Below are 24,566 nucleotides of genomic sequence, written 5' to 3'. Positions count from 1 at the left end.
GGGATGTGGGGTGCCGCTGCGACATTTTGCCGCGGCACCCGCGGGGGTCAGGGCAGGGGGCTTTCCAGGGCGAACAGCTCGGCCACGGTCTCGCGGCGGCGCACCAGGTGCACCTGGTCCCCGTCCACCATGACCTCGGCCGCCCGGGGGCGGGTGTTGTAGTTGGAGCTCATGGAGAAACCGTAGGCGCCGGCGGACATCACCGCCAGCAGGTCGCCCGGCACCACCGCCAGTTCCCGGCCGTGGCCGAGGAAGTCGCCGGATTCGCAGATGGGGCCGACGATGGAGTAGCTGGCCTTGGCGGCATTGCCCGGAGCCACTTCGACGATGTCGTGGTAGGCATCGTAAAGGGCGGGGCGCATCAGATCGTTCATGGCCGCGTCCACGATGGCGAAGTTCTTTTCCTCGCCCGGCTTCAGGTACTCGATCTTGGTCAGCAGCAGGCCGGCATTGCCCACCAGACGGCGGCCCGGCTCCAGGATGACCTGCAGGCCGCGTCCTTCCAGCTTCTGCAGCAGGGGGGTGAGGTAATCGGCCACCCGGGGCGGCGCTTCGTCCAGGTAACGGATGCCGAGGCCGCCGCCCAGGTCGATGTGGTGCAGGCGGATGCCGGCTGCGGCCAGCTGGTCCACCAGGGCCAGCACTTTGTCCAGGGCTTCGGCAAAGGGGGCGGCGTCGAGCAGCTGGGAGCCGATGTGGCAGTCGATGCCGGTGACCTCGATGCCGGGCAGGCTGGCGGCGCGGCGGTAGAGGGCCAGGGCATCCTCGTAGGCGACGCCGAACTTGTTCTGCTTGAGGCCGGTGGAAATATAGGGGTGGGTCTTGGCATCCACATTGGGATTGACCCGCAGGCTCAGGGGGGCTTTCTTGCCCAGGCGCACGGCGACGGCGTTGAGGCGGTCCAGTTCGGGCACGGACTCGACGTTGAAGCAGCGGATGCCCACTTCCAGGGCCCGGGCCATTTCCGCTTCGGTCTTGCCGACGCCGGAGAAGACCACCTTGCCGGCCTCGGCGCCGGCGGCCAGGACCCGTTCCAGTTCGCCGCCGGAAACGATGTCGAAACCGGCGCCAAGGCGGGCGAAGAGGCTGAGAATGCCCAGGTTGGAGTTGGCCTTGACGGCGTAGCAGACCAGGCCGCCGGCACCGGCGGGATGGGCGGCCAGGGCATCGCGGAACTCGCCGTAGGCGGCTTCCAGGGCGGCCCGGGAATAGACGTAGGTGGGCGTGCCGAACCGGGCGGCGATGCTGCTCAGGGCAACGGCTTCGGCGTGCAGGACGCCGTTTTTGCGGGAGAAGAAGTTCATTGCGGCTGTATCTGGGAAGGGGAGGGGGACTGCATGTTAGGATTGGCGCCGGTGTTCGGTGCCGGCCGGGCCTGCCCGTCGGCAGACGGCGGATAGACCAGGGGGCCCTTGCTGCCGCAGGCGGTCAGCGTCAGGGCCAGCAGGCCGGCAATCAGATAACGTAGGTGCATGGCTTACGGCTCACTTGGAATTCGGGCGCAAGGAGAGGGCCCCAGGAGGCCGCCCTTGTCGTGACCGGTCATGGTAGCACAGGGCCCAAACCCTTGCCTTCACAGCAGAATGGATCGGATATGGAAGAAAGCGAATTCAACGCCCTGGCGGAAAAAACCCTGGCGGCCATCGAGGCCGGCCTGGAAAACAGCGGGGCCGATGTGGATTTCGAACTGGGTGCCGGCGGCGTGCTCGAAGTGGAGTTTGCCGACGGTTCCAAGATGATCATCAACCGTCACGGCGCCGCCCGGGAAATCTGGGTGGCGGCCCGCTCCGGCGGCTTCCACTTCCGCCCCGACAACGGCTGCTGGATCGACACCCGGGACGGGGCCGAACTCTTTGCCAAGCTGGAGCGCCTGCTTGCCGAGCAGGCCGGGGAGCCCGTGCCTCTGCGCTGAGGGCGAGGCGGCATGGCCGCCTCTGAGGTGTCTGCCCGTTAGAAGGTCAGGACCTTGTCCGCCTCCAGGGTCCATTGGGCCAGTTCCGGCAGGGTGCCGATGGCGGTGCCGGCGATCAGGGGCAGTTCATGCACGCCCCGGGCCTGGGCACAGGTCCGGCACAGCTTCACCGGTACGCCCTGGGCCACCAGGGCCTCGATCATCTCCCGCAGGCCGCCACCGGCGGCCGCATCCACCTGATTGGCCAGACCGGCCACCACCGCATCGGACATGAGAAAGAGGCGCACCGCCGGCCGGGCTTCGTTGCCGGCCAGGGCCGTGGCCAGGCGCAGGGCGGAGAGCACCCGCTCGCTGCCGTAGGGCGGCGCGTGCACGATGATGAGTACGTTCTGCATGGCGGTTCCCGCTCAATCCACCGGCTTGCTGCCGTCATCCTTGGGTTCGGGCGGCACTTCGGCGGGTACGTTTTCGCTATAGAAGAACTCCTTGGCGGTGCCGGTCTTGGAGCGTTCGCTCGGCACATCCACGGATACCAGGCCTTCGGGCGCCGGCTGGAAGCTCTCCGGCACGTCCTTGAGGGCCGTGTGCATGTAATTGATCCAGATGGGCAGGGACACCAGCCCGCCGGTCTCGCCGCTGCCCAGCTTCTTCGGCTGGTCGAAACCGACCCAGGCGCAGCCCACCACGGTGGCCTGGTAGCCGCAGAACCAGGCGTCAATGTAGTCGTTGGTGGTGCCGGTCTTGCCGGCCAGGTCGCGGCGCTTGAGCTGCACCGAGGCCTTGGCGGCGGTGCCGAAGATGGCCACGTCGCGCAGCATGGAATCCATCAGGTAGGCATTGCGCGGGTCGATGGCCCGGTTGCCTTCGTCGCCCACCGGCACCGGCTGGGCCTGGGCCAGGATGTTGCCCTTGTCGTCCCGGATGTCCCGCACCACGTAGGGCTGGATGCGGTAGCCGCCATTGGCGAAGACGGCGTAGGCGCTGACCATCTGCCAGGGTGTGACGGAGCCGGCGCCCAGGGCCATGGTCAGGTAGGGCGGGTGCTTCTCGGCGTCGAAACCGAAGCGGGTGGCGTAGTCCTGGGCGTACTGGGTGCCGATGGCCTGCAGCACGCGGATGGAGACCATGTTCTTGGACTTGGCCAGGGCCGTGCGTAGCTTCATCGGGCCTTCATACTTGCCGTCGTAGTTATGCGGCTCCCACGGGGTGCTGCCGGTGGCGCTGGCGGGAATAACGATGGGCGAATCCTGGACAATGGTGGCCGGGGTGTAGCCTTTCTCCAGGGCCGCCGAGTAGATGAAGGGCTTGAAGCTGGAGCCGGGCTGGCGCCAGGCCTGGGTGACGTGGTTGTACTTGTTGCGGCTGAAGTCGAAGCCGCCCACCAGGGCGCGGATGGCGCCGTCCCGGGGGTCGGTGGCGACGAAGGCCGATTCCACTTCCGGCAGCTGGCTGATCTGCCAGTTGCCCTTGTCGTCCTTCTGCAGGCGGATGATGGCGCCCCGCTTCAGGCGCTTGTTGGGGGGTGCCTTGTCATCCAGCATGCGGGCGGCGAACTTGAGGGAGTCGCCGGAGAGCACCACTAGCTCGCCTCCCCGCTTGTAGGCCTTGACGGTCTTGGTGTCGGCCTGCAGCACGATGGCGGCCTGCAGGTCGCCCACGTCGTTATGGTCGGAGAGAAGGTCTTCCAGGTCTTCGTCCTGGTCGGTCTGCACTTCCTTCATGTCGGCGTAGGCTTCCGCCCCCCGGTAGCCGTGGCGCCGGTCGTAGTCCATGACCCCCTTGCGCAGGGACTGGTAGGCGGCTTCCTGGTCGGCCTTGAGGATGGTGGTGTACACCCGCAGGCCGCGGGTATAGACGTCGTCGGGGAAGCGTTCGGCAGCGATCTGGCGGGCCATTTCGGCCACGTAGTCGGCGTGCACCGAGAACTCGTTGGCATCCCGCTTCACCACCAATGTTTGTTTTAGGGCTTCCTCGTGCTGCTTGTCGTCGATGAAATGCAGTTCGTGCATGCGCCGCAATACATATTGCTGGCGCAGGCGGGCCCGCTTGGGATTGACCACCGGGTTGAAGGAGGAGGGGGCCTTGGGCAGGCCGGCCAGCATGGCCGCCTCGGCCACGGTGATGTCGTTGAGGGACTTGCCGAAATATATCTGGGCGGCGGCGGCAAAGCCGTAGGCCCGTTGGCCCAGGTAAATCTGGTTGATGTAGAGCTGGAGAATCTCGTCCTTGCTGAGGTTGTGCTCGATCTTGAAGGAGAGCAGGGCCTCATAGAACTTGCGGGACAGGGTCTTCTCGCTGGAGAGGAAGAAGTTGCGCGCCACCTGCATGGTGATGGTGGAAGCTCCCTGGCGCTTGCCGCCGCCGGAAAGGTTGGCCACCGCCGCCCGCAACACCCCCAGGGTGTCCACGCCACCGTGCTGGTAGAAGCGCTCGTCCTCGGCCGCCAGGATGGCGTGCTTCATCACCGGGGGCACGTCCTGGATGCGCACCAGGGCCCGACGCTCCTCGCCGAATTCACCGATCAGGGCGCCGTCACTCGAGTAAACACGTAAGGGAATCTTCGGCCGGTAATCGGTGAGGACTTCCAGAGAAGGCAGGTTGGGATAGGCCAGGATCAGCACCATACCCGCCAGGGCGGCACCGATGACGGCGAGTCCGGCGACGATGAAGACGGGAAAGAGAATCCAGCGCAGGGCCGGGGGGAGGGCGGGCAGGGCAGGCAAAGGGGCAGACCTGTAACGACGGGAAACGCGGATTATACGCCGGCCCTTTTGCCGGGGTTAATTCGCTTTACATGCTCTATAGTTGCTGCTAGCATCTAAAGTAAATTATCTGTATTGTCCCTAACTATATATATTTAAAGGGACTTTTTTGGGGAGTCCGGTTTGCAGCTCGACCTCTCGATATTCAATCCGAAGGCCAAGCCCTTGATCGGTCTGGACATAAGTTCGTCCGCCGTCAAGATGGTCGAGCTTTCCGGTAATGCCAAGGATGGTTTCCGCGTCGAGCGATATACCATCGAAGTGCTGTCCCGGGACGTCATTGCGGATGGCAATATCGTCAATCTGGAAGCCGCGGCGGAATCCGTCAAGCGGGCGTGGAAACGCATGGGTACTTCCACCCGTCAGGTAGCCATGGCCTTGCCGGCCGCGGCCGTCATCACCAAGAAGATCATCGTTCCGGCCGGACAGCGGGAAGAAGAACTGGAAGTACTCGTCGAATCCGAGGCCAACCAGTACATTCCCTTCGCCCTGGAGGAAGTGAACCTGGACTTCCAGGTTATCGGTACCGCCCCGTCCTCGCCGGATGAGGTGGAAGTGCTGATTGCCGCCTCCCGCAAGGAAAAGGTGGAAGACCGGGTGGCCGTGGCCGAAGCAGCCGGGCTCAAGGCAGCGGTCATGGACGTGGAGTCCTATGCCGCCCTCGCCGCCTTCGAACTGATCGAGCGCCAGTTGCCGGACCAGGGAAAGAACCAGGTGGTGGCGATTGTGGATATCGGCGCCAACGTCACCAACCTGACCGTGATGCGAAATGGTCAGCAGGTCTATGCCCGGGAGCAGGCCTTCGGTGGCGCCCAGCTGACCCAGGACATCGTCCGCCAGTACGGCATGAGCTTCGAAGAGGCCGATGCAGCCAAACGCAACGGCGGCCTGCCGGAGAACTACGAAGCCGAACTGTTGCGTCCCTTCATGGAAAGCCTGGCGCTGGAAGTCTCCCGGGCCCTGCAGTTCTTCTTCACTTCCACCCAGTACAACCAGGTCAATCATCTGGTCCTGGCCGGTGGATGTGCGGCCATTCCCGGGCTGGACGAAGTGGTGGCCACTCGGACCCAGGTCAACTGCCTGGTCGCCAATCCCTTCGCCGGCATGTCCGTCTCGGACCGCGTCCGGCCGCGCAACCTGGTCAATGATGCCTCTTCGTTGGTAGTGGCCTGCGGGCTGGCCTTGCGGAGGTTCGAAGAATGATCCGTATCAATCTGCTTCCCCATCGGGAAGAAAAGCGCAAGGCTAGGCGTCAGCAGTTCTACGCCCTGGCCGGAATGATTTCCGTGCTGGCAGCGTTGATCGTGTTTCTGGTCTACACGGTGATCGGTGGGTATATCAGCCTCCAGGAGGAAAAGAATGACTTCCTGAAAAAGGAGGTCAAAGCGCTGGATAAGCAGATCGATGAAATCAAGCGCCTTAAGGAGCAGACCCAGGCCCTGTTGGCCCGGAAGCGGGTGATTGAATCACTGCAGCGGGACCGTGCCGAGGCGGTGAGGTTGCTTTCGGAACTGACTGTGCAGATACCTGAGGGGATTTACCTCAAGTCCATCCGCCAGGATGGGGCCAAGGTGACCTTGGCAGGCTATGCCCAGTCCAATGCACGGGTTTCTACCCTGATGCGGAATCTGGAAGCGTCGCCTTGGCTGGAGCGGCCAAATCTCCTGGAAATCAAGGCGGTGGACGTCAACAGAAGGCGACTCAGTGAATTCGGCATGACGGTGATGCTGACCCGGGGCAATCCTGAGCAGAAGAAGGAGAAACCCTGATGAAACCAAAAATTTCCTTGCCGGCCTTCGACTTCAAGAGGATTGCCGAGGAATTTCAGAGTCTCAATCCTAATGATGTCGGAGCTTGGCCGGTAATTCCCCGAGTAACAGTGTTGTTTGCTTTATTTGTCGGGATTTTGGTGGGCGGATGGTTTTTGTTCTGGAGCGAACAGCTTGAGACGCTGGATGGTCGTCGTCAGGAAGAAACCAAGCTCAAGGATGAGTTCGTCAATAAGAAACAGCAGGCCATCAATCTAGATCTGTACAAGCAGCAACTGAACGAGATCGACCGTTCCTTCGGTGCCCTGCTGAAGCAGTTGCCGAATAAAGCTGAGGTCGAAGCGCTGCTGGTGGAAATCAACCAAGCTGGCCTAGGTCGTGGCTTGTCGTTTGAGTTGTTTCGGCCGGGAGGCGAGGTGGTGCGCGATTTCTATGCGGAACTGCCTGTTACGGTGCGTCTGACTGGTAGTTATCATGATTTCGGTGCGTTTGCTTCTGATATTGGTAAGCTCCCCCGGATTGTCACCCTCAACAATATTGTCATTGCGCCGCCTGCAGGCAAGGATGGAACCCTGGTATTGGATGCCACGGTAAAAACCTTCCGTTACCTTGATGAAGAGGAGTTGGCGAAGAACAAGAAGCGCGGGGGGGGGAAGAAATGAGCAAGTTTTTTGCCTGCCTTCTAGCTGTTTCCTTGCTGGGTCTGCTGCCAGGGTGCGGGGAGAGCGATCATGATGATCTGCGAGCCTGGATGGCCGAGTCCTCAAAAAATCTGCGCGGCAAGATTCCTCCTCTGCCCGATGTAAAGCCGTACGAGCCGGTCAGCTATGAGGCAGCGAGCCTGATCGACCCATTCCGTGTGGCGAAGCTAGAGCCAGAGCACAAGAAGGGTGGCGGTGGTTTGCGGCCCGACTTCAATCGGCCCAAGGAGCCCCTGGAGTCCTTCCCGCTGGAGTCGTTGAAATATGTGGGGTTCCTGCAGCGCGGGAAAATGCCGAATGCCTTGATTCTGGCGGACGGTGCTGTGCATCAGGTAAAGATTGGGAATTATATCGGGCAGGACTTTGGGATTATCACCAGCCTGACCGAGACTGAATTGTCGGTGCGGGAACTCGTGCAGGATTCCTCGGGTGACTGGATTGAACGGGTTAGCGCTTTGCATCTGCAGGAACAGGGAGCCGGAAAATGACTTTCCAAAAATTGTGTGGCGCATTGTGTGCCTGGAGTGTGCTGGTGCTGGGCGGAATGGTGTCTGCATCAGCTGCTGACAACACCATTGATACGCTGAACGTGGCTCCGCTGGGTGACTCGGTAACGCTTAAAGTTGCACTGAAGCAGCCCCTGAGTGAGGTTCCTCCCAGTTTCAGCGTCGCCAATCCGGCTCGCATCGCCTTTGACTTCCTGAATACTGCCAATGGCCTTGGCAAAACAGTGGAGCCCGTCAGTAGTGGTGGCTTGCGTAGTGTCAATGTGGTCCAGTCTGGTGACAGAACGCGGCTGGTGCTGAACCTGAATCAACCAATGACTCACGAAGCCAAGCTGGTCGATGGGCAACTCTACATCACCTTGTCTGCCATCAAGGGGCCAGAGACGGTAGGAGGAAAGGTCGCCGTCTTTGCCGAAAAGACTTTTTCCCCTGTTTCGCACGCTGTGCGTGACCTCAATTTCCGCCGGGGAGAGCGTGGTGAAGGGCGTATTGTTGTTGAACTCAGCGACCCCAATATGGGAATCGATATCCGCCAGCAAGGACAGGAGCTTGTGGTCGATTTTCTCAAGGCAACCTTGCCGGAAAATCTGAGGCGCAAATTTGATGTGGCTGATTTCGGTACCCCCGTGTCTGCCATCGTGGCATCTGTGCAAGGAGGTAACTCCCGTCTAGTTATCAGCCCGAATGGTCTTTGGGAACACCAGGCGTATCAAGCCGATAACCAGTTTGTGGTTGAAGTAAAGCGGGTGGCCGAAGATCCCAACAAGTTAACCAAGTCAGCCTCTGCGACAGACTATGGCGGTGATCGCATTTCCCTGAATATTCAGAATACCCCAATCAAACAATTGCTGCAGACCTTGGGCGAGGAGTTTGGCTACAACGTAGTCATGTCCGATACAGTAAATGGCTCTATCAGTCTGCGTTTGCAGAATGTGCCTTGGGATCAAGCCTTTGACCTGATCCTTGAGAGAGGTGGTCTGGACAAGCGCAAGCGCGGCAATGTGCTGCTGATTGCGCCAAAGGACGAATTGCTGAAGAAAGAGGAATTGGAGCTTCAGTCTAAGCAGTTGATTAGCGATGTAGAACCTCTCAAGACCGAGAGCTTCCAGCTAAACTATCAGCGAGCTGAGGCCTTCCAAAAAATTCTGACGGATGAGAAGCAGCGTATTCTGTCGAAGAGGGGTAGTGCGGTAATTGATCCCCGGACTAATACTCTATTTATACAAGACACACCTGGTCGTTTGGAGGAGTTGCGCAAGCTGATCGCCAAGATAGACATTCCTGTGCGTCAGGTAATGATTGAGGCTCGTATCGTTGAAGCGAGTGACAGCTTCAGCAAGAATCTTGGTGCCCGTCTAGGTTTCCACGATGTGAGCAGTGTAGTTTCTGGCTCGAACCGCATTCAGAGCCGGATTGGCGGATCTCTTAATGACACCGCTTACCACACGGGGCAAACAAGTACGGTGCCAAATTACATCGCTGACGGCACCACCCGGAATAACTCTGCGACTAGTGTTAATTTGCCGGCAACCTCGATTAAGGGTTCTCAGCCGGGGGCTTTTTCCCTCATCCTCTTCAACCCCAGCGCAACTCGCTTCCTGAATCTTGAGTTGTCAGCCTTGGAAGTCGATGGCAAGGGTAAGGTGGTGTCTAGTCCGCGAGTCATGACCTCAGACCAGACCGAAGCTTTGATCGAGCAAGGGGTGGAAATTCCTTATCAGCAGGCAACCAGTGCCGGGGCCACGGCCGTGGCTTTCAAGAAGGCAAACTTGTCCCTAAAGGTCAAGCCACAGATTACTCCGGATGGTCGGGTGATGATGGCTCTGGACATCAACAAGGATGTGCCTGACACAACCTTGGCGGGGGGCACCATCGCCATCAAGACCAAGCATATCAAGACCGATGTCCTGGTCGATAACGGAGGCACTGTGGTGATCGGCGGTATTTACGAAGAGACGGAAAACCGTTCCGTGAGCCGCATTCCCTTCCTGGGAGACTTGCCGTATGTCGGTTTCCTCTTCAAGAACACCAGTACTGACCGGGAAAAGGTGGAGCTTCTGGTGTTCATTACGCCGAAGATCATTGCTGAAGGATTGGCGCTGCGTTGATTCGTGAAGGAAGGGCGGGCGGGGTTGCCGCCCCGATCTTCCTTCCATAATTCTGCGGCTGTAAAAGCAAAAGGCCCGCACATTGTGCGGGCCTTTTGCATAGTGTCTTTGGTGGTGATGGGCAGAATCGAACTGCCGACCTATGGGTTATGAATCCATCGCTCTAACCGTCTGAGCTACATCACCTTTTGCTTCCCAGGGGCGGCTAGGGAAGTCAAGGTGCGCGATTCTATCGTTCCGCCCCAGAATGGTCAAGCAGCAGCAAGTCCGCCCGTCGGTGAGTGATGCGAAGTCCTGCATGCTGTTGTTGGGTCGTGCCGGGGGTAATGAGGGGTTGTGTATAATAATGCGATGAATTTTCGTCGATTTTCCCGTCTTGTTTGCCTGCTAGCGCTTCTGGGGGCGGCCGGAGTCTGCCGGGCTCAGGTCATTGTCCGGGTTATTCCCCCCCAGGCGGCCTATGGTGAGATGGGGGCGATCGACGGCAATCAGGTGGTGATCAGTAAATATACCTACCGTCTGGCCCCGGGGCTTCTGATCCGGGGGCGGGACAATCTACTGGTTTTCCCCCAGGCTTTGCGGGATTTGGCCAGTCCATTGAAGGTGCGTTACCTGGTTGATATGAACGGTGACCTGTTCCGCGTCTGGATACTCACGGCCGACGAAATCGCTGCCCTCAATCCCAAGCTCCTGCCACCTCAGCCGTTGCCCCAGCCCAGTGCTCCCGCGATGGTTGCTCCCGGGCAGCCCACTTCTTCCTATTCCAATTGATCGAACTGGCCCGCTACTACGTGGTCACACGATCCCTCTGAATTTCGACGTTATCGTGTCCAAAAAGCTTTACATCAAAACCTTCGGCTGCCAGATGAACGAGTACGACTCGGACAAGATGGCCGATGTGCTGAACCAGTCCGAACCCCTGGAAAAGACCGACAACCCCGAAGAGGCGGACATCATTCTCTTCAACACCTGTTCCGTGCGGGAAAAGGCCCAGGAGAAGGTTTTCCACGACCTGGGGCGGGTCAAGCACCTGAAGAAGCTCAATCCCAATCTGGTGATCGGCGTTGGTGGCTGTGTCGCCAGCCAGGAAGGTGCCGCCATTGTGGCCCGGGCGCCTTATGTGGACGTGGTCTTCGGTCCCCAGACCCTGCACCGCCTGCCCCAGCTGATTGCCGAGCGGAAGAGTCAGGGCAAGGCGGCGGTGGATGTGTCCTTCCCGGAAATCGAGAAGTTCGACGCCCTGCCCCCGGCCAAGGTGGAGGGGGCCACCGCCTTCGTTTCCATCATGGAAGGCTGTTCCAAGTTCTGCACCTTCTGCATCGTCCCCTATACCCGGGGCGCCGAGGTGTCCCGCCCCTTTGAGGACATCCTCACCGAAGTGGCCGGCCTGGCCCAGCAAGGGGTGAAGGAAGTGACCCTGCTGGGGCAGAACGTCAATGCCTACCGGGGCGAGTTCGGCGGCGAGAGCGCCGACCTGGCCATGCTCATCGAGTACATCGCCGAGATGCCCGGCATCGAACGCATCCGCTACACCACCTCCCACCCGCGGGAAATGACCCAGCGCCTGATCGACACCTACGCCAAGGTGCCCAAGCTGGTCTCCCATCTGCATCTGCCGGTGCAGGCCGGCGCCGACCGGGTGCTGGCGGTGATGAAGCGCGGTTATACCGCCATCGAATACAAAAGCATCATCCGTAAACTGCGGGTGGCGCGGCCCGACATTTCCCTCAGTTCCGACTTCATCGTCGGCTTCCCCGGCGAGACCGAGGAGGATTTCGAGAAGACCATGAAACTGATCGAGGACGTGGGCTTCGACACCTCCTTCAGCTTCGTCTACAGCCCCCGCCCCGGGACCCCGGCGGTGGAACTGGAGGACGACACGCCCCAGGACGTGAAGCTGGCCCGCCTCGCCCGTCTGCAAAAGCGCATCGAGGAGCAGGCCATGGCCATATCCCAGGCCATGGTCGGCACGGTGCAGCGGGTGCTGGTGGAAGGCACCTCGAAGAAGGACGCCAACGAGCTGGCCGGCCGCACGGACAACAACCGGGTGGTCAATTTCGTCGGCAATCCCCGCCTCATCAACCACTTCGTGGACGTCACCATCACTTCGGCCCTGCCCCATTCCCTGCGGGGCGAGATCGTCACCCGGGAAGGCGTGGCCGTCTGATGGGTGCGAGCAAAACCCGGCCCCTGGAGCTGTTCCTGTCCCCGGTGGATAACCAGTACCTGGCCAACCTGTGCGGCGCTCTGGACGAGAACCTGCGGCAGATCGAGACGGCCCTGGATGTGACCATCACCCGCCGCGGCGAGCGTTTCACCTTCCACGGTTCCGTCGCCCAGGCCCGCCGTGCCTCCGATGCCATCAGCCGCTTCTACGCCAAGGCCAGGGAGCCCCTGTCGGTGGACGACATCCAGCTGGGGCTTATCGAACTGCTGAACCAGCCGGCCCGGGCCGGTTCCGCCGGCATCGACCCCACCTCGCCGGCCCTGATTACGCGCAAGAGCGAACTGCACGGCCGCACGCCGCGCCAGATCGAATACCTGAAGCACATTCAGGATCACGACATCACCTTCGGCATCGGCCCAGCCGGCACCGGCAAGACCTATCTGGCCGTGGCCAGCGCCGTAGATGCCTTCGAGCGGGACCAGGTGGAGCGTATCGTCCTCACCCGGCCGGCCGTGGAAGCCGGTGAGCGCCTCGGCTTCCTGCCCGGCGACCTGGCCCAGAAGGTGGATCCCTACCTGCGTCCCCTCTACGATGCCCTCTACGACCTGATGGGCTTCGACAAGGTGACCAAGCTCTACGAAAAGGGCGCCATCGAGATCGCCCCCCTGGCCTTCATGCGCGGGCGTACCCTCAACCACGCCTTCATCATCCTCGATGAGGCCCAGAACACCACGCCGGAACAGATGAAGATGTTCCTCACCCGCATCGGCATCGGCGCCAAGGCTGTGGTCACTGGCGACCTGACCCAGGTGGATCTGCCCCGGGGCCACCAGAGCGGTCTCCGTGAAGCGGCCCAGATTCTGCGCGAAGTGCGGGGCATCGCCTTCACCGAATTCCTCAAGGAAGATGTGGTGCGCCACCCCCTGGTGGCCCGCATCGTCTCCGCCTACGAAGAACACGGACGCAAGCCATGAATCAGCCCAGCCGCCGCCTCAACCTGTCGGTGCAATACGCCTGTAACCGGGAAGGCCTACCCTGCCGCGACGATTTCCGCGCCTGGGCCCGCGCCGCCCTCAACGTGGACGGCATGAAGGGCGGCCAGGTCACCATCCGCCTGGTGGAAGCCGACGAAGGCCAGGAGTTGAACCGGGACTACCGGGGCAAGGACTACGCCACCAACGTCCTCTCCTTCCCCTACGAATACGAGCCCGTCGTCATGGGCGACCTGGTCATCTGCCATGCCGTGGTGGCCCGGGAAGCGGCCGAGCAGGGCAAGCCCCTGGCAGCTCACTACGCCCACCTGGTGGTGCATGGTATGCTGCACCTGCAAGGTTACGACCACGAAGAAGAAGCGGCGGCCGAGCACATGGAGGCCCGGGAACGCGACATCCTGGCCGGCCTCGGCTACCCCGATCCCTACGCCGCCTGAGCGGCACCGGTGGGGCGCCCAGGTTCCCCATCCCCAATTTCCGTTGCCCAACCCCGCCCATGGACCCTTCCCCTAGTTCGCCCAAACCGACTCTGCTCGAACGTCTTTCCTCCCTCCTCCTGCGCGAGCCCGAGGATCGGGAGCAACTCCTCGCCCTGCTGCATTCCGCCTTCGAGCGCGACCTGCTCGACGCCGACGCCCTGACCATCATCGAAGGGGCCATGGCCGCCTCCGAAACCTCCGTCCGCGACGTCATGGTGCCCCGGGCCCAGATGGACGTGATCGACATCGACTCCTCCCTGGACCAGCTCATCCCCACGGTGATCGAGACCGCCCACTCCCGCTTCCCGGTGGTTGGCGAGAGCAAGGATGACGTGCTGGGCATTCTCCTGGCCAAGGACCTGCTGCGCTCCATCATCGAGCGGGACTTCAGCCTGCGCAACTGGCTGCGCCCTGCCGTCTTCATCCCCGAATCCAAGCGTCTCAACGTGCTGCTGCGGGAGTTCCGCGTCAGCCGCAACCACATGGCCATCGTGGTGGACGAGTTCGGCGGCGTCGCCGGCCTGGTGACCATCGAGGACGTGCTGGAGCAGATCGTCGGCGAGATCGAGGACGAGTACGACTTCGACGAGACGGTGGACAACATCCAGCTGGACCAGTCCGGCCGCTACCGGGTCAAGGCCCAGACCGAGATCGCCAGCTTCAACCACGCCTTCGGCACCACTTTCCCCGACGACGATTTCGACACCGTCGGCGGCATGCTGCTGCACCACCTGGGCCGGGTGCCCAAGCGCAACGAAGTGGTGGAGGTGGGCCACGTCCGCTTCCAGGTCCTGCGGGCCGACAGCCGGCGCCTGTATACCCTGCTGGTGGATACGCCCCGCACCATCGGCGATACCGAATAAGGTGGGAATCGCCGCTTTTCTCTCCGTAGTACGCAGCGACGGGCGGGCCCGTCTGCTGGCGGCCGGCGCCGGCCTGCTGGGGGTGGGCGCCTTCGCTCCCTTCGCTGTCTTCTGGCTGGCCTGGCTCAGCTGGGGCGCCCTGTTCCTCCTGGTGAGCCGGGCGCCGTCGCCCCGGGCGGCGGCCTGGCGCGGCTTCGCCTTCGGCCTGGCCCAATTCCTCGGCGGCGTCTCCTGGGTTTATGTCAGCCTCCACGACGTCGGCGGCATGCCCCTGCCGGTGGCCGCCCTGGCCACCCTGGCCCTGTGCGCCTACATGGCCCTCTATCCCATGGCGGCGGCCTGGAGCGCCCGCCGGCTGGACTTCTCCGGCAAGGCATCCTGGAGAAGCGCATGCCTGTTCGCTGCCAGCTGGGTGCTGGCCGAATGGGCCCGCGGCTGGGTGCTCACCGGTCTTCCCTGGCTGGCCCTGGGCTACTCCCAGTCGCCGCCGTCGCCCCTGGCCGGCCTGGCGCCGCTGCTCGGCGTGTATGGCGTGTCCCTGGCTTCCGCCCTGCTGGGCGCCTGGGGCGCCCTGGCGGTGGTGGGGCGCCAGCGTCTGCCTGGGCTGCTGGTCTTGCTGCTGCTCGGCCTCGGCGCCGGGCTGGGGCTGGTGCAATGGACTGTGCCGGTGGGCGAGCCGCTGCGGGTGGCTCTGCTCCAGGGCAACATTCCCCAGGACCTGAAGTGGCAGCCGGAGCGTTTTCTCGATTCCCTCACCACCTACGTCGGCCTGGCCCGGGACAATCCGGCGGACCTGACGGTGCTGCCGGAAACCGCCGTGCCGGCCCTCTACGACCAGCTGCCCCCCGAGTTCATCGCCGACCTCAAGGCCCTGGCCGCCCGCCGCGGCGGCGACCTGCTGCTGGGAGTGCCGGTGGCCGACGAGAGCAGCGGCGAGCGGCGCTACTACAACAGCGCCATCGGCTTCGGCGCCAGTCCCCAGCAGTCCTACAGCAAGGCCCACCTGGTGCCCTTCGGCGAATTCGTGCCGCCAGGCTTCCGCTGGTTCCTCGATCTCATGCACATGCCCATGTCGGACTTTTCCTCCGGCGGCGGCCAACAGCCGACCCTGGCCCTGGCCGGACAGCAGATCGCTCCCAACATCTGCTACGAGGACGTCTTCGGCGGCGAGATCATCCATGCCCTGCCCCGGGCCACCCTGCTGGTCAATCTCTCCAACACCGCCTGGTTCGGCCGTTCCCTGGCCCAGCCCCAGCATCTGCAGATCGCCCAGCTGCGGGCCCTGGAGACCGGACGCCCCATGCTGCGCGCCACCAACACCGGCATGACCGCCGTGGTGGCCCCGGATGGGCGGGTCCAGGCCGTGCTGCCGCCCTTCACCCGGGGCGCCCTGGTGGCCGAGGTGCGGGGTTACCAGGGGCTGACGCCCTTTGCCCGCACCGGCAATACGGTGGCCCTGTTTCTGGCGACCCTTCTCCTGGCTGCAGGTGCTTTGGCACGGCGGCGGGAAACCCAGTAAAATCCAACGTTTCCGACAAATTTCCAACGCTTTTTGGCGAACCCCATACCCATGCCTACCTTTCAGGAAGTGATCCTGCGTCTGCAGGACTACTGGAGCAAACAGGGCTGTGCCCTCCTGCAACCCTACGACATGGAAGTCGGTGCCGGCACCAGCCACACCGCCACCTTCCTGCGGGCCATCGGCCCCGAGCCCTGGAAGGCCGCCTACGTGCAGCCCTCCCGCCGGCCCAAGGACGGCCGCTACGGCGAAAACCCCAACCGCATGCAGCACTACTACCAGTTCCAGGTGGTGCTGAAGCCTGCTCCCGACAACATCCTGGAGCTGTACCTGGGCTCCCTGGAAGCCCTCGGCTTCGACCTGAAGAAGAACGACGTGCGCTTCGTCGAGGACGACTGGGAAAACCCCACCCTGGGCGCCTGGGGCCTGGGCTGGGAAGTGTGGATGAACGGCATGGAAGTGACCCAGTTCACCTACTTCCAGCAGGTTGGCGGCATCGACTGCAAGCCCATCACCGGCGAAATCACCTACGGCCTGGAGCGCCTGGCCATGTACCTGCAGGGCGTGGAAAACGTCTATGACCTGAAGTGGACCGAAGGCCTCACCTACGGCGACGTGTACCACCAGAACGAGGTGGAACAATCCACCTACAACTTCGAGCACAGCGACGCCGACTTCCTGTTCATCGCCTTCGGTGCCCACGAGAAGCAGGCCCAGCACCTGATGCAGGCCCAGCTGGCCCTGCCGGCCTACGAGCAGGTGCTGAAGGCCGCCCACACCTTCAATCTGCTGGATGCCCGGGGCGCCATTTCCGTCACCGAGCGGGCCGCCTACATCGGCCGCATCCGCAACCTGGCCCGCAGCGTCGCCCAGTCCTACCTGGATTCCCGCGCCCGCCTGGGCTTCCCCATGGCGCCCAAGGAATGGTCCGCCGAAGTGCTGGCCAAGCTTGAAGAACAGAACGCCAAGAAAGTCGCCTGATCATGTCCGCCAAGAATCTGCTCGTTGAACTGTTCGTCGAGGAACTGCCGCCCAAGGCCCTGAAGAAGCTGGGCGAAGTCTTCGCCCAGAGCCTGGCCCAGTCCCTCAAGACCCAGGGCCTGGCGCCCGAAGCCGCCGCCGTCACCGCCTACGCCTCGCCCCGCCGTCTGGCCGCCCATGTGACCGACGTGCTGGCCGTGGCCGCCGACAAGCCCGTGGTACAAAAGCTGATGCCCGTGGCCGTGGGCCTGGACGCCGCCGGCAATGCCACCCCGGCCCTGCTGAAGAAGCTTGCCGCCCTGGGGGCTGACGCCTCCGTCGTCCCCAGCCTGCGCCGTGAGAACGACGGCAAGGCCGAGGTGCTGTTCTACGACAGCCTGGCCAAGGGGGCCGCCCTCGCCGAAGGCCTGCAGAAGGCCCTGGAAGCGGCCCTGGCCGCCCTGCCCATTCCCAAGGTGATGAGCTACCAGCTGCAGGATGGCTGGACCAGCGTCAATTTCGTGCGCCCCGCCCATCGTCTGGTGGCCCTGCACGGCAGCGAGGTGGTGCCCCTCGCCATCCTCGGCCTGACCTCCGGCAACACCACCCTGGGCCACCGTTTCGAAGCCGCCAAGGAAGTGGTGACCTTCGCCGACGCCGACAGCTATGCCGATACCCTGAAGCGGGACGGCGCCGTCATCGCCAGCTTTGCCGAGCGCCGCGCCGAGATCGTGCGCCAGCTCGAAGCCGCGGCGGCCAAGGCCGGCCCCAACCTGAAGCCCATCGAGGACGAGGCCCTGCTGGACGAGGTCACCGCCCTGGTGGAGCGCCCCAATGTGCTGATCGGCAAGTTCGAAGCCGAATTCCTGGCCGTGCCCCAGGAATGCCTGATCCTCACCATGAAGGCCAACCAGAAGTACTTCCCCCTGCTGGACGCCAGCGGCAAGCTGACCAACCAGTTCCTGGTGGTGAGCAACATCGCCCCGGCCGACCCTTCCGCCGTCATCGGCGGCAACGAGCGGGTGGTGCGCCCCCGTCTGGCCGATGCCAAGTTCTTCTTCGACCAGGACCGCAAGAAGACCCTGGAATCCCGTGTCCTCGGCCTGGCCAAGGTGGTCTATCACAACAAGCTGGGCACCCAGGGCGAGCGGGTGCAGCGGGTTTGCGCCATCGCCAAGGCCATCGGCCAGCAGCTCGGCGGCGAAGCCCTGGCACTGCAGGCCGAACAGGCCGCCCTGCTGGCCAAGGCCGACCTGCTCACCGACATGGTGGGCGAGTTCCCCGAACTGCAGGGCATCATGGGCCGCTACTACGCGCTGCATGACGGCCTTTCCGCCGACATCGCCGACGCCATCGAGGACCACTACAAGCCCCGCTTCGCCGGCGACAGCCTGCCCCGGGGCAATGTGGGCACCGTGGTGGCCCTGGCCGACAAGCTGGAAACCCTGGTGGGCCTCTTCGGTATCGGCCAGATTCCTACCGGCGACAAGGACCCCTTCGCCCTGCGCCGCCACGCCCTGGGCGTGATCCGCATGCTGGCCGAGGGCGACCTAGCCCTGCCGCTCTCCGATTTGCTGGCCGGTGCCGCCGCCACCTTCGCCCAGGTGGAAGGCTTCAAGGCCGCCAACGAGGCCCTGGCCGATTTCATCTACGACCGCCTCGCCGGCAGTCTGCGGGAGCAGGGCTACAGCGCCCAGGAAGTGGATGCCGTGGTGTCCCAGCGGCCCCAGCGCCTGGGCGACATCCCCAAGCGCCTGGCCGCCGTGCGCGCCTTTGCCGCCCTGCCGGAAGCCGAAGCCCTGGCCGCTGCCAACAAGCGGGTCGGCAACATCCTGAAAAAGGTGGAAGGCGGCGTCGCTGCCAAGATCGACAGCGCCCTGCTCCAGGAAGCCGCCGAAGTGGCCCTGGCCCAGGCCCTGGCCGAGGTGAAGCCGGCTGCCGATGCGGCCTTCGCCAAGGGCGACTACGCCGCCTCCTTGCAGTCCCTGGCGGCCCTCAAGGCGCCGGTGGATACCTTCTTCAACGACGTCATGGTCAATGCGGAAGACCCCGCCCTGCGGGCCAACCGCCTCGGCCTGCTGGCCACCCTGCACCTGGCCATGAACCAGGTGGCGGACATTTCCAAGCTGTCGGCCTGAGTTTCGCGGAGCGCACGCAACCATGAAGAAACTTGTCATCCTCGACCGGGACGGCGTCATCAACTTCGACTCGGCCCAGTTCATCAAGAGCCCGGCCGAGTGGAAGCCCATTCCCGGCAGCCCGGAAGCCATCGCCAAGCTGAACCAGGCGGGCTACCGGGTGGTGGTGGCGACCAACCAGTCCGGCGTCGGGCGCGGCCTGTTCGACATGGATACCCTCAACGCCATCCACGAAAAGATGCACAAGACCGTGGCGGCGGCGGGCGGGCGCATCGACGCCATCTTCTACTGCCCCCACGCCGCCGATGCGGGCTGCGACTGCCGCAAACCCAAGCCCGGCATGTTCCAGCGCATCGCTGCGGTGTACAACGCCGAACTGAAGGGTGTGCCGGCCATCGGCGATTCCCTGCGCGATCTGCAGGCCGCCGCCCGGGCCGGCGCTTCCCCCATCCTGGTGCTCACCGGCAAGGGCGAGAAAACCCAGGAAGAGGGCGACCTGCCCTACGCCACCGAAGTCTTCCCCGATCTCTCCGCCGCCGTCGATCATCTGCTCGGCAACGGCAAGAACTGACCCTATGGCCCTGATCCGCTCTCTGTTGTTCACCCTGTTGTCGGTCCCCCTGATTGCCTTCTTCGGGGCTCTGGTCTGTGTCGTCGCGCCGTTCCATGTGAACACCGCCTACGTCCTGATCGACATCTGGCGTTCCATCTTCCTCGGCGTTCTGGTGCGCGGGGTGCTGGGCATCCGTACCCGGGTCGTCGGCATCGAGAACATTCCCGACGAGGCCGTGGTGGTGCTTTCCAAACACCAGTCCGCCTGGGAAACCGTGGCCCTGCAGCAGTGGTTCCCGCGCATGGTCTTCGTGCTGAAGAAGGAACTGCTGCTGCTGCCCTTTCTCGGCTGGGCCTTCAAGGCCATCGGCATGATCGCCATCGACCGCAAGGCCGGCATGGATGCCCTGGCCCAGGTTTCCGAACAGGGCACGGCCCTGCTGCGGCGTGGCATCAGCGTCATCATCTTCCCCGAGGGCACCCGCGTCGCTCCGGGCCAGAAGAAGCGCTACAAGCCCGGCGGCGCCCACCTGGCGGTGCAGGCCAAGGCCAAGGTGGTGCCGGTGGCCCACAACGCCGGCGAGGTGTGGCGGCGCAATGCCTTCATCAAGCAGCCGGGCACCGTCACCATCAGCTTCGGTCCGGCCATCGACGCCAGCGGCCTGACGGTGGAAGAAGTGAACCGCCAGGTGGAAGCCTGGATCGAAGGCGAGATGCACCGCATCTCCCCGTACCGTTATTGCGATGGGTCGTCCCAGCAGGCCTGATTCCCCCCAGCTCGAACTGGCCCTCTTTCGCGATCCGGCAGAGCGGCCGCCGGCGGACGCCCGGGGCGCCGCCGTGCTGCTCGGCGAACGACTGATTCCCTACGAGTTGCGGCGCAGCCGTCGGCGCACCATCGGCCTCACCATCGACCACCGGGGCCTGCGGGTCGGCGCGCCCCTGCGCGCTTCCGTGCGGGAGGTGGAGAAGCTGATCCACCAGCATCAGGACTGGGTCCTGGGCAAGCTGGAGGAATGGCGCCAGCGCCAGATCCAGACGGCGGTCAGCGTGAGCGACGGCATGTCCCTGCCCCTGCTCGGAGAGGCAATATCGGTGCGCATCACGGCCGGCCCTGCCCGCATCTCCTGGATCGACGGGCATCTCCAGCTATGCCTGCCTGAGGCCAAGGATCCGCGACCCTTGCTGGAGAAGGCCCTGAAAGCGCGGGCCCGTACCCTGTTCGCCGAGCGCCTGGATCATTACGCCCCTCTGCTCGGTGTTGCTGTGCCGCCCCTGGCCCTCAGTTCGGCCCGCACCCGCTGGGGCAGTTGTAGCCGCGTCAGCGGCATCCGTCTCAACTGGCGCCTCATCCACTTTCCCCTGGCGGTGGTCGATTACGTGGTGGCCCACGAGCTGGCCCACCTGCGGGAAATGAACCACTCGCCCCGTTTCTGGTCCGTGGTGGAGCGACTTTATCCCGATTACCAGCAGGCCCGGGCCGAGCTCAAGCGTCTGGCCCAGACCCTGCCGCGCTGGTGATCCTTAAACAGCAGGAGTTTTTCATGCGTCTATTGCACACCATGCTCCGGGTCGGCGACCTGGACCGTTCCCTGGCTTTCTACACCGAGGTCCTCGGCATGCAGCAGCTGCGCCGCCAGGATTACCCCGATGGCCGCTTCACCCTGGCCTTTGTCGGCTACGGCCCGGAAAGCGAGGGCGCCGTGATCGAGCTGACCCACAACTGGGACACCCCCGCCTACGAGCTGGGCAACGGCTTCGGCCACATCGCCCTGGAAGTGGACGATGCCTACGCCGCCTGCGCCGCCATCAAGGCCCGGGGCGGCAAGGTGGTGCGGGAAGCCGGCCCGATGAAGCACGGCACCACCGTCATCGCCTTCGTCGAAGACCCGGACGGCTACAAGATCGAACTGATCCAGAAGCACAGCTAGCCCTGGGCGGCCGGGAGGGTGTGATTTTCCTCCTTGGCGACGGCGGGGGTTATGGGCGATCCTCAAAGCCGATTTGGATCAAGGCGGCAGGGCCAGGTGCCCCGCTAGACTGCCCCTGACAGTGGAGACAAAGGAAATGAGCAAGCGCGTTCTGGTGGTGGACGACAGCCGGGTGAGCCGGATGATGATCCGCGCCATCATGCTGGACAAGCATCCGGACTGGACGGTGGAAGAGGCCGGCACCGGCGACGAGGCCCTGGCCAAGTGCGACGGCCAGGCTTTCGACCTGATGACCATCGACTACAACATGCCCGGCATGGACGGCCTGGAGTTCGCCTCCCGGGTCCGGGCCCAGGGCAGCACGGCCCAACTGGCCCTGCTCACCGCCAATATCCAGGATGCCATCCGCGACAAGGCGGCCGCCCTTGCGGTGCAGTTCGTGCGCAAGCCGGTGACGCCGGTTTCCGTCGCCGAAGCCATGGCCCTCGTCGGCGGCTGAGCGGACATGACCTTCCCCGCCTTTTTTGCCCAGGTGCCGCCGATCCTGCTGCGGGATTCCCTGGCCGAATTCCTGGGGGCGGCGGAAGGCGGTTTCATCGAATACACCTACGCCGATGCCGTGCGCCTGGCCGGCCACTCCTGCCCCACGGTAGCCGGCGCCTACCTGCTCGCTAGCCGCGCCCTGGGCCGCTTGTACGGAAGCGAAGTGCCCCGGCGGGGCAATTTCCACGTCAGTTGCGGCGACTTCCTGGACGAGGGTGTCACCGGCGTCATCGCCAGCGTTCTCACCCTGCTCACCGGCGCCGCCGGCAGCGGCGGTTTCAAGGGCCTGGCCGGCCAGCACTCGCGCCGCAACCTGCTGGCCGTCGGCCAGGGCGGTGGCGGCACGTTCACCTTCCAGCGCCTGGACGACGGCAGCGCCGTCACCCTGAGCCTCGACCTGTCCTCCGTCCCTCCCGATCCCCGCATGGGCGGTCTGCTCCAGGCCCTGCTCAGCGGCGAAGCCAACGAAGCGGACGGCCGTGATTTCCGCCACCTCTGGCAGGACCGGGTGCGCCGCATCCTGCTGGAACACTGGGATGATCCGGCGCTGGTTGTGGCCATGCCCTAATTCCGTAGCCGAGGGCGGTGGGGCTTCACACTGGGTCAGCGCTTCGATTGCCTTTTTTGAGCGTCAGTATGGTGTATTCCGGATGTCGGGTGTTGCCCATCGTGTTCCGCAATTCCCATGCCCCCATGCGCATTATTTAGTGCGGACAAAAAGAAAACCCCAGCCGTTGCCGGCTGGGGTTTTGTTTGGTGGGCCCGCAGGGACTTGAACCCTGGACCAAAGGATTATGAGTTCGGCAGAAAAGGATAAAACATCCTTTGGTGTGCTTTATAAGCCCATGAAAAACAAACGATAAATTCCTATGTTTTCTTGGGCATCGGCCCGGATGATGGCACCAGACGCGCACCAGACTGTACTTAAAAGACCGGAGTAGGAACGGAGTAACTGATCAGCTTCGAAGTGAATCGATAAGGATTTTCTCAACGATGGGAGAACCATCGGGCATCTCCGCTATCCGGAAATCAAAAAACAATGCAGGCGCCTCTTCCAAAACCAGGGTCAAAAGCTTAGCGGAAACCTGTCGCATTTCGGCATCCCCGGGAATGGACCCGCGAACCGAGAAAAAATACCTAAGTGCCCTGGCGTTTGCCGTTACAACAACTTTTGTCTCAGTAGCATTCGGCAGTACGCTCCTTGCCATCGAGCGTATTGCTCTTAGAGCCTCTCGCTTTTTGCCTTCGAGCCCCAACTTGGATTCCTCATCAGCAGCGGCTTGCTTTATTTCAAGATAAGCTTCTCGGGCAGCCTCCATGGACCGTTGCCACGCGGCACGAGCTGCTGGAAATTCATTAAGGTGATCGGGTTCCACGAACTCTGCTTCGGATTCGTCGTGGTACTGCTGGGAAAGTTGGCTAAAGGCAAAGCCAACACGATGCCGTACTAGCTGGTGAGTGAAGGCGCGCGAAACCCCTTCAATTATGAACGTCCAATTGACATGCTCCAGAACGCTCTCGTGCCCGGAGATGATGAGATGTCGAATGTAGTCTTCGTTACTCTTCGGCGATTGCCGAGCCCCGAATGACATGTAGCAAACGCGTCCCGCAGCCTCAATAAGTTCTTCTTGCTGAGTCGCTTCTGGCGTCCTCTTCCACGAGGTCGATGCATTTTGGACAAAGCTGCAGAACTGATTGGCATCAAACTGGGTTCTTGCAATGATGTAGATCTTAAGCGCCATGGTCTATTTAGAACCACCCTTATGGGCATTGGTTTGCTTCGACTCCAGTTGGCCAAGCCGCTTTTCGACATCCTCCAGCTCTTTGAGTTTGTCCAACTTTGACTTGTATTCCTTCATCTCAAGCACAGTTTTGACTTGTTCCAACTCGGTTTTCAACTGGTTCATAGGTTGCCATGCAAGGAAGAAAGCACCCGCCAGTGTTGCTATTGCGCCAACCGCAGGAGCTCCAATCGCCCAAATTTTTGCACGGAACTCCGCATCCTTGACGACCTTTGTCGCAGCTGCCTCAGCCCGGCTACTGACGTCAAGAAAGTCCATCGACAAACAGTTTACTTTCTCTTGAGTAGGGCCCTTGATCGGCTGAGTAAGGTTATTGCGGGTTGAATAGTCTGCTGTGGCCTTATCGCTAAGAGGGAAAAATAGTAGGCTGACAATCGGGTCCCCTTCCCGAAGTGTGATGGATTCTGTAGCGATGTTCATCACTGTGAACCGGAGTTTCCCCATATAGCCAGGATCTACATGGCCAGGGTTGGTCATTAGTAGTCCGCGCGAAGATAAGCGAGACGGCGGAAAGCCAAAAGCCGCTAGGTCACCTGGCAGATTAAGTTCTTCCTTGGTAACGATGACCACGGTGTGGCCTAGTTCCAAGGCAAATTCGTTTCGCGGCTTGGCGACGCTTCCCAGTTCTCCTTTCTCTACTCCCGGAACCAGGATGGCTCCTACGTGAAGATCAATAGAGGAAGCTTGGATTGGAGATTGGGGGCCATACCAGGGATCGGGGGGTTGCGTTGCTCCAGCGGGAATCGGGAGCGAGGGGGGGTGTGGCAGATCTTTTACTACGGGAGCGGAGCCCTGGATCAGTTTTACCAACTCGTCGTCTTTGAGTAGTCCTGTGAATGCCATTTTTGTCGAAATAAGATTG

General features: G+C 62.6%; 26 protein-coding genes and 1 tRNA gene. 20 read left to right on the top strand and 7 right to left on the bottom strand.

From position 1 onward, the window contains the following. Positions 1–47: 47 nt before the first annotated feature. Together lysA and lptM are read right to left on the bottom strand one after the other, a co-directional pair. Positions 48–1,304, bottom strand: a complete 1,257-nt coding sequence (gene lysA / locus AC1RTA_RS07020) for a diaminopimelate decarboxylase (RefSeq protein ID WP_492784347.1) — start codon at positions 1,302–1,304, stop codon at positions 48–50. Then, positions 1,301–1,474 (bottom strand): LPS translocon maturation chaperone LptM, encoded by a 174-nt coding sequence (gene lptM / locus AC1RTA_RS07015; protein ID WP_492784346.1) that lies wholly within the window; start codon positions 1,472–1,474, stop codon positions 1,301–1,303. The genes lysA and lptM overlap by 4 nt, the downstream gene beginning before the upstream one ends. A gap of 120 nt (positions 1,475–1,594) precedes the next feature. Here lptM and cyaY point away from each other — a divergent pair, with 120 nt between their 5' ends. Then, on the top strand, positions 1,595–1,912 hold the full coding sequence (cyaY, locus tag AC1RTA_RS07010) for an iron donor protein CyaY (protein WP_492784345.1): 318 nt from the start codon (positions 1,595–1,597) through the stop codon (positions 1,910–1,912). Between the two features lie 38 nt (positions 1,913–1,950). Here cyaY and AC1RTA_RS07005 read toward each other — a convergent pair whose 3' ends face one another. Both AC1RTA_RS07005 and AC1RTA_RS07000 read right to left on the bottom strand, forming a co-directional pair. Further along, entirely contained in the window at positions 1,951–2,307 is a 357-nt protein-coding gene (locus tag AC1RTA_RS07005) for a DsrE/DsrF/TusD sulfur relay family protein (protein ID WP_416243235.1), read from the bottom strand. Between the two features lie 12 nt (positions 2,308–2,319). Further along, positions 2,320–4,635, bottom strand: coding sequence for a penicillin-binding protein 1A (locus AC1RTA_RS07000; protein ID WP_492784344.1), 2,316 nt, complete (start codon positions 4,633–4,635; stop codon positions 2,320–2,322). A gap of 162 nt (positions 4,636–4,797) precedes the next feature. Here AC1RTA_RS07000 and AC1RTA_RS06995 point away from each other — a divergent pair, with 162 nt between their 5' ends. Genes AC1RTA_RS06995 through AC1RTA_RS06975 form a run of 5 tightly spaced genes read left to right on the top strand, consistent with a single transcriptional unit; the run spans position 4,798 to position 9,758 of the window. Next, entirely contained in the window at positions 4,798–5,877 is a 1,080-nt protein-coding gene (locus AC1RTA_RS06995) for a pilus assembly protein PilM (RefSeq protein WP_492784343.1), read from the top strand. After that, positions 5,874–6,443 carry a PilN domain-containing protein gene (locus tag AC1RTA_RS06990; protein ID WP_492784342.1) on the top strand — a complete coding sequence of 190 codons (570 nt, stop codon included), beginning with the start codon at positions 5,874–5,876 and terminating at the stop codon, positions 6,441–6,443. The genes AC1RTA_RS06995 and AC1RTA_RS06990 overlap by 4 nt, the downstream gene beginning before the upstream one ends. Next, positions 6,443–7,105 carry a type IV pilus inner membrane component PilO gene (locus AC1RTA_RS06985; protein WP_492784341.1) on the top strand — a complete coding sequence of 221 codons (663 nt, stop codon included), beginning with the start codon at positions 6,443–6,445 and terminating at the stop codon, positions 7,103–7,105. The genes AC1RTA_RS06990 and AC1RTA_RS06985 overlap by 1 nt, the downstream gene beginning before the upstream one ends. Then, on the top strand, positions 7,102–7,632 hold the full coding sequence (locus AC1RTA_RS06980; RefSeq protein ID WP_492784340.1) for a pilus assembly protein PilP: 531 nt from the start codon (positions 7,102–7,104) through the stop codon (positions 7,630–7,632). The genes AC1RTA_RS06985 and AC1RTA_RS06980 overlap by 4 nt, the downstream gene beginning before the upstream one ends. Then, complete coding sequence (locus AC1RTA_RS06975; protein WP_492784339.1) at positions 7,629–9,758, top strand: type IV pilus secretin PilQ; 2,130 nt, start codon at positions 7,629–7,631, stop codon at positions 9,756–9,758. Before AC1RTA_RS06980 ends, AC1RTA_RS06975 begins: the two co-directional genes overlap by 4 nt. 109 nt (positions 9,759–9,867) lie before the next feature. Here AC1RTA_RS06975 and AC1RTA_RS06970 read toward each other — a convergent pair. Continuing rightward, a tRNA-Met gene (locus AC1RTA_RS06970) sits at positions 9,868–9,944 on the bottom strand. Positions 9,945–10,109: 165 nt separating this feature from the next. Between AC1RTA_RS06970 and AC1RTA_RS06965 the strand changes: the two genes are divergently transcribed. The 14 genes from AC1RTA_RS06965 (at position 10,110) to AC1RTA_RS06900 (ending at position 22,470) form a co-directional block, all read left to right on the top strand. Further along, entirely contained in the window at positions 10,110–10,529 is a 420-nt protein-coding gene (locus tag AC1RTA_RS06965) for a hypothetical protein (RefSeq protein WP_492784338.1), read from the top strand. Between the two features lie 55 nt (positions 10,530–10,584). Continuing rightward, positions 10,585–11,925, top strand: coding sequence for a tRNA (N6-isopentenyl adenosine(37)-C2)-methylthiotransferase MiaB (gene miaB / locus AC1RTA_RS06960; protein ID WP_492784337.1), 1,341 nt, complete (start codon positions 10,585–10,587; stop codon positions 11,923–11,925). Beyond that, complete coding sequence (locus AC1RTA_RS06955; protein ID WP_014236297.1) at positions 11,925–12,899, top strand: PhoH family protein; 975 nt, start codon at positions 11,925–11,927, stop codon at positions 12,897–12,899. The genes miaB and AC1RTA_RS06955 overlap by 1 nt, the downstream gene beginning before the upstream one ends. Further along, the gene (gene ybeY / locus AC1RTA_RS06950; RefSeq protein ID WP_130459404.1) at positions 12,896–13,354 is read left to right on the top strand and encodes an rRNA maturation RNase YbeY; all 459 of its coding nucleotides are present in this window, start codon (positions 12,896–12,898) and stop codon (positions 13,352–13,354) included. Before AC1RTA_RS06955 ends, ybeY begins: the two co-directional genes overlap by 4 nt. Positions 13,355–13,413: 59 nt before the next feature. Beyond that, the gene (locus AC1RTA_RS06945; protein ID WP_014236299.1) at positions 13,414–14,259 is read left to right on the top strand and encodes a CorC family transporter; all 846 of its coding nucleotides are present in this window, start codon (positions 13,414–13,416) and stop codon (positions 14,257–14,259) included. Position 14,260: 1 nt separating this feature from the next. After that, positions 14,261–15,778 carry an apolipoprotein N-acyltransferase gene (lnt, locus tag AC1RTA_RS06940; protein WP_492784336.1) on the top strand — a complete coding sequence of 506 codons (1,518 nt, stop codon included), beginning with the start codon at positions 14,261–14,263 and terminating at the stop codon, positions 15,776–15,778. 51 nt (positions 15,779–15,829) lie between these two features. Further along, positions 15,830–16,759, top strand: coding sequence for a glycine--tRNA ligase subunit alpha (gene glyQ, locus AC1RTA_RS06935; RefSeq protein WP_492784335.1), 930 nt, complete (start codon positions 15,830–15,832; stop codon positions 16,757–16,759). 2 nt (positions 16,760–16,761) lie between these two features. Then, positions 16,762–18,876 carry a glycine--tRNA ligase subunit beta gene (glyS, locus tag AC1RTA_RS06930; protein ID WP_287874392.1) on the top strand — a complete coding sequence of 705 codons (2,115 nt, stop codon included), beginning with the start codon at positions 16,762–16,764 and terminating at the stop codon, positions 18,874–18,876. Positions 18,877–18,898: 22 nt separating this feature from the next. After that, positions 18,899–19,447, top strand: coding sequence for a D-glycero-beta-D-manno-heptose 1,7-bisphosphate 7-phosphatase (gmhB, locus tag AC1RTA_RS06925; protein WP_014236303.1), 549 nt, complete (start codon positions 18,899–18,901; stop codon positions 19,445–19,447). Between the two features lie 4 nt (positions 19,448–19,451). After that, a complete protein-coding gene (locus AC1RTA_RS06920) occupies positions 19,452–20,195 on the top strand; it encodes a lysophospholipid acyltransferase family protein (protein WP_492784334.1) in 744 nt (247 codons plus the stop codon). Further along, positions 20,173–20,949, top strand: a complete 777-nt coding sequence (locus AC1RTA_RS06915) for a M48 family metallopeptidase (protein WP_492784333.1) — start codon at positions 20,173–20,175, stop codon at positions 20,947–20,949. Before AC1RTA_RS06920 ends, AC1RTA_RS06915 begins: the two co-directional genes overlap by 23 nt. 23 nt (positions 20,950–20,972) lie before the next feature. Continuing rightward, positions 20,973–21,359, top strand: a complete 387-nt coding sequence (gloA, locus tag AC1RTA_RS06910; protein ID WP_130459398.1) for a lactoylglutathione lyase — start codon at positions 20,973–20,975, stop codon at positions 21,357–21,359. A 136-nt stretch (positions 21,360–21,495) separates the two neighbouring features. After that, a complete protein-coding gene (locus tag AC1RTA_RS06905) occupies positions 21,496–21,858 on the top strand; it encodes a response regulator (RefSeq protein WP_130459397.1) in 363 nt (120 codons plus the stop codon). Positions 21,859–21,864: 6 nt separating this feature from the next. Beyond that, the gene (locus AC1RTA_RS06900) at positions 21,865–22,470 is read left to right on the top strand and encodes a hypothetical protein (protein ID WP_492784332.1); all 606 of its coding nucleotides are present in this window, start codon (positions 21,865–21,867) and stop codon (positions 22,468–22,470) included. Between the two features lie 388 nt (positions 22,471–22,858). Here AC1RTA_RS06900 and thyX read toward each other — a convergent pair whose 3' ends face one another. Both thyX and AC1RTA_RS06890 read right to left on the bottom strand, forming a co-directional pair. Beyond that, positions 22,859–23,644 (bottom strand): FAD-dependent thymidylate synthase, encoded by a 786-nt coding sequence (thyX, locus tag AC1RTA_RS06895; RefSeq protein WP_492784331.1) that lies wholly within the window; start codon positions 23,642–23,644, stop codon positions 22,859–22,861. A gap of 3 nt (positions 23,645–23,647) precedes the next feature. Next, entirely contained in the window at positions 23,648–24,547 is a 900-nt protein-coding gene (locus tag AC1RTA_RS06890; RefSeq protein WP_492784330.1) for a dCTP deaminase domain-containing protein, read from the bottom strand. Positions 24,548–24,566 lie beyond the last annotated feature (19 nt).

The sequence above is a fragment of the Azospira sp. MPR-E4 genome, from assembly GCF_058809645.1.
This window is presented reverse-complemented; position numbering and strand designations above follow the sequence as displayed.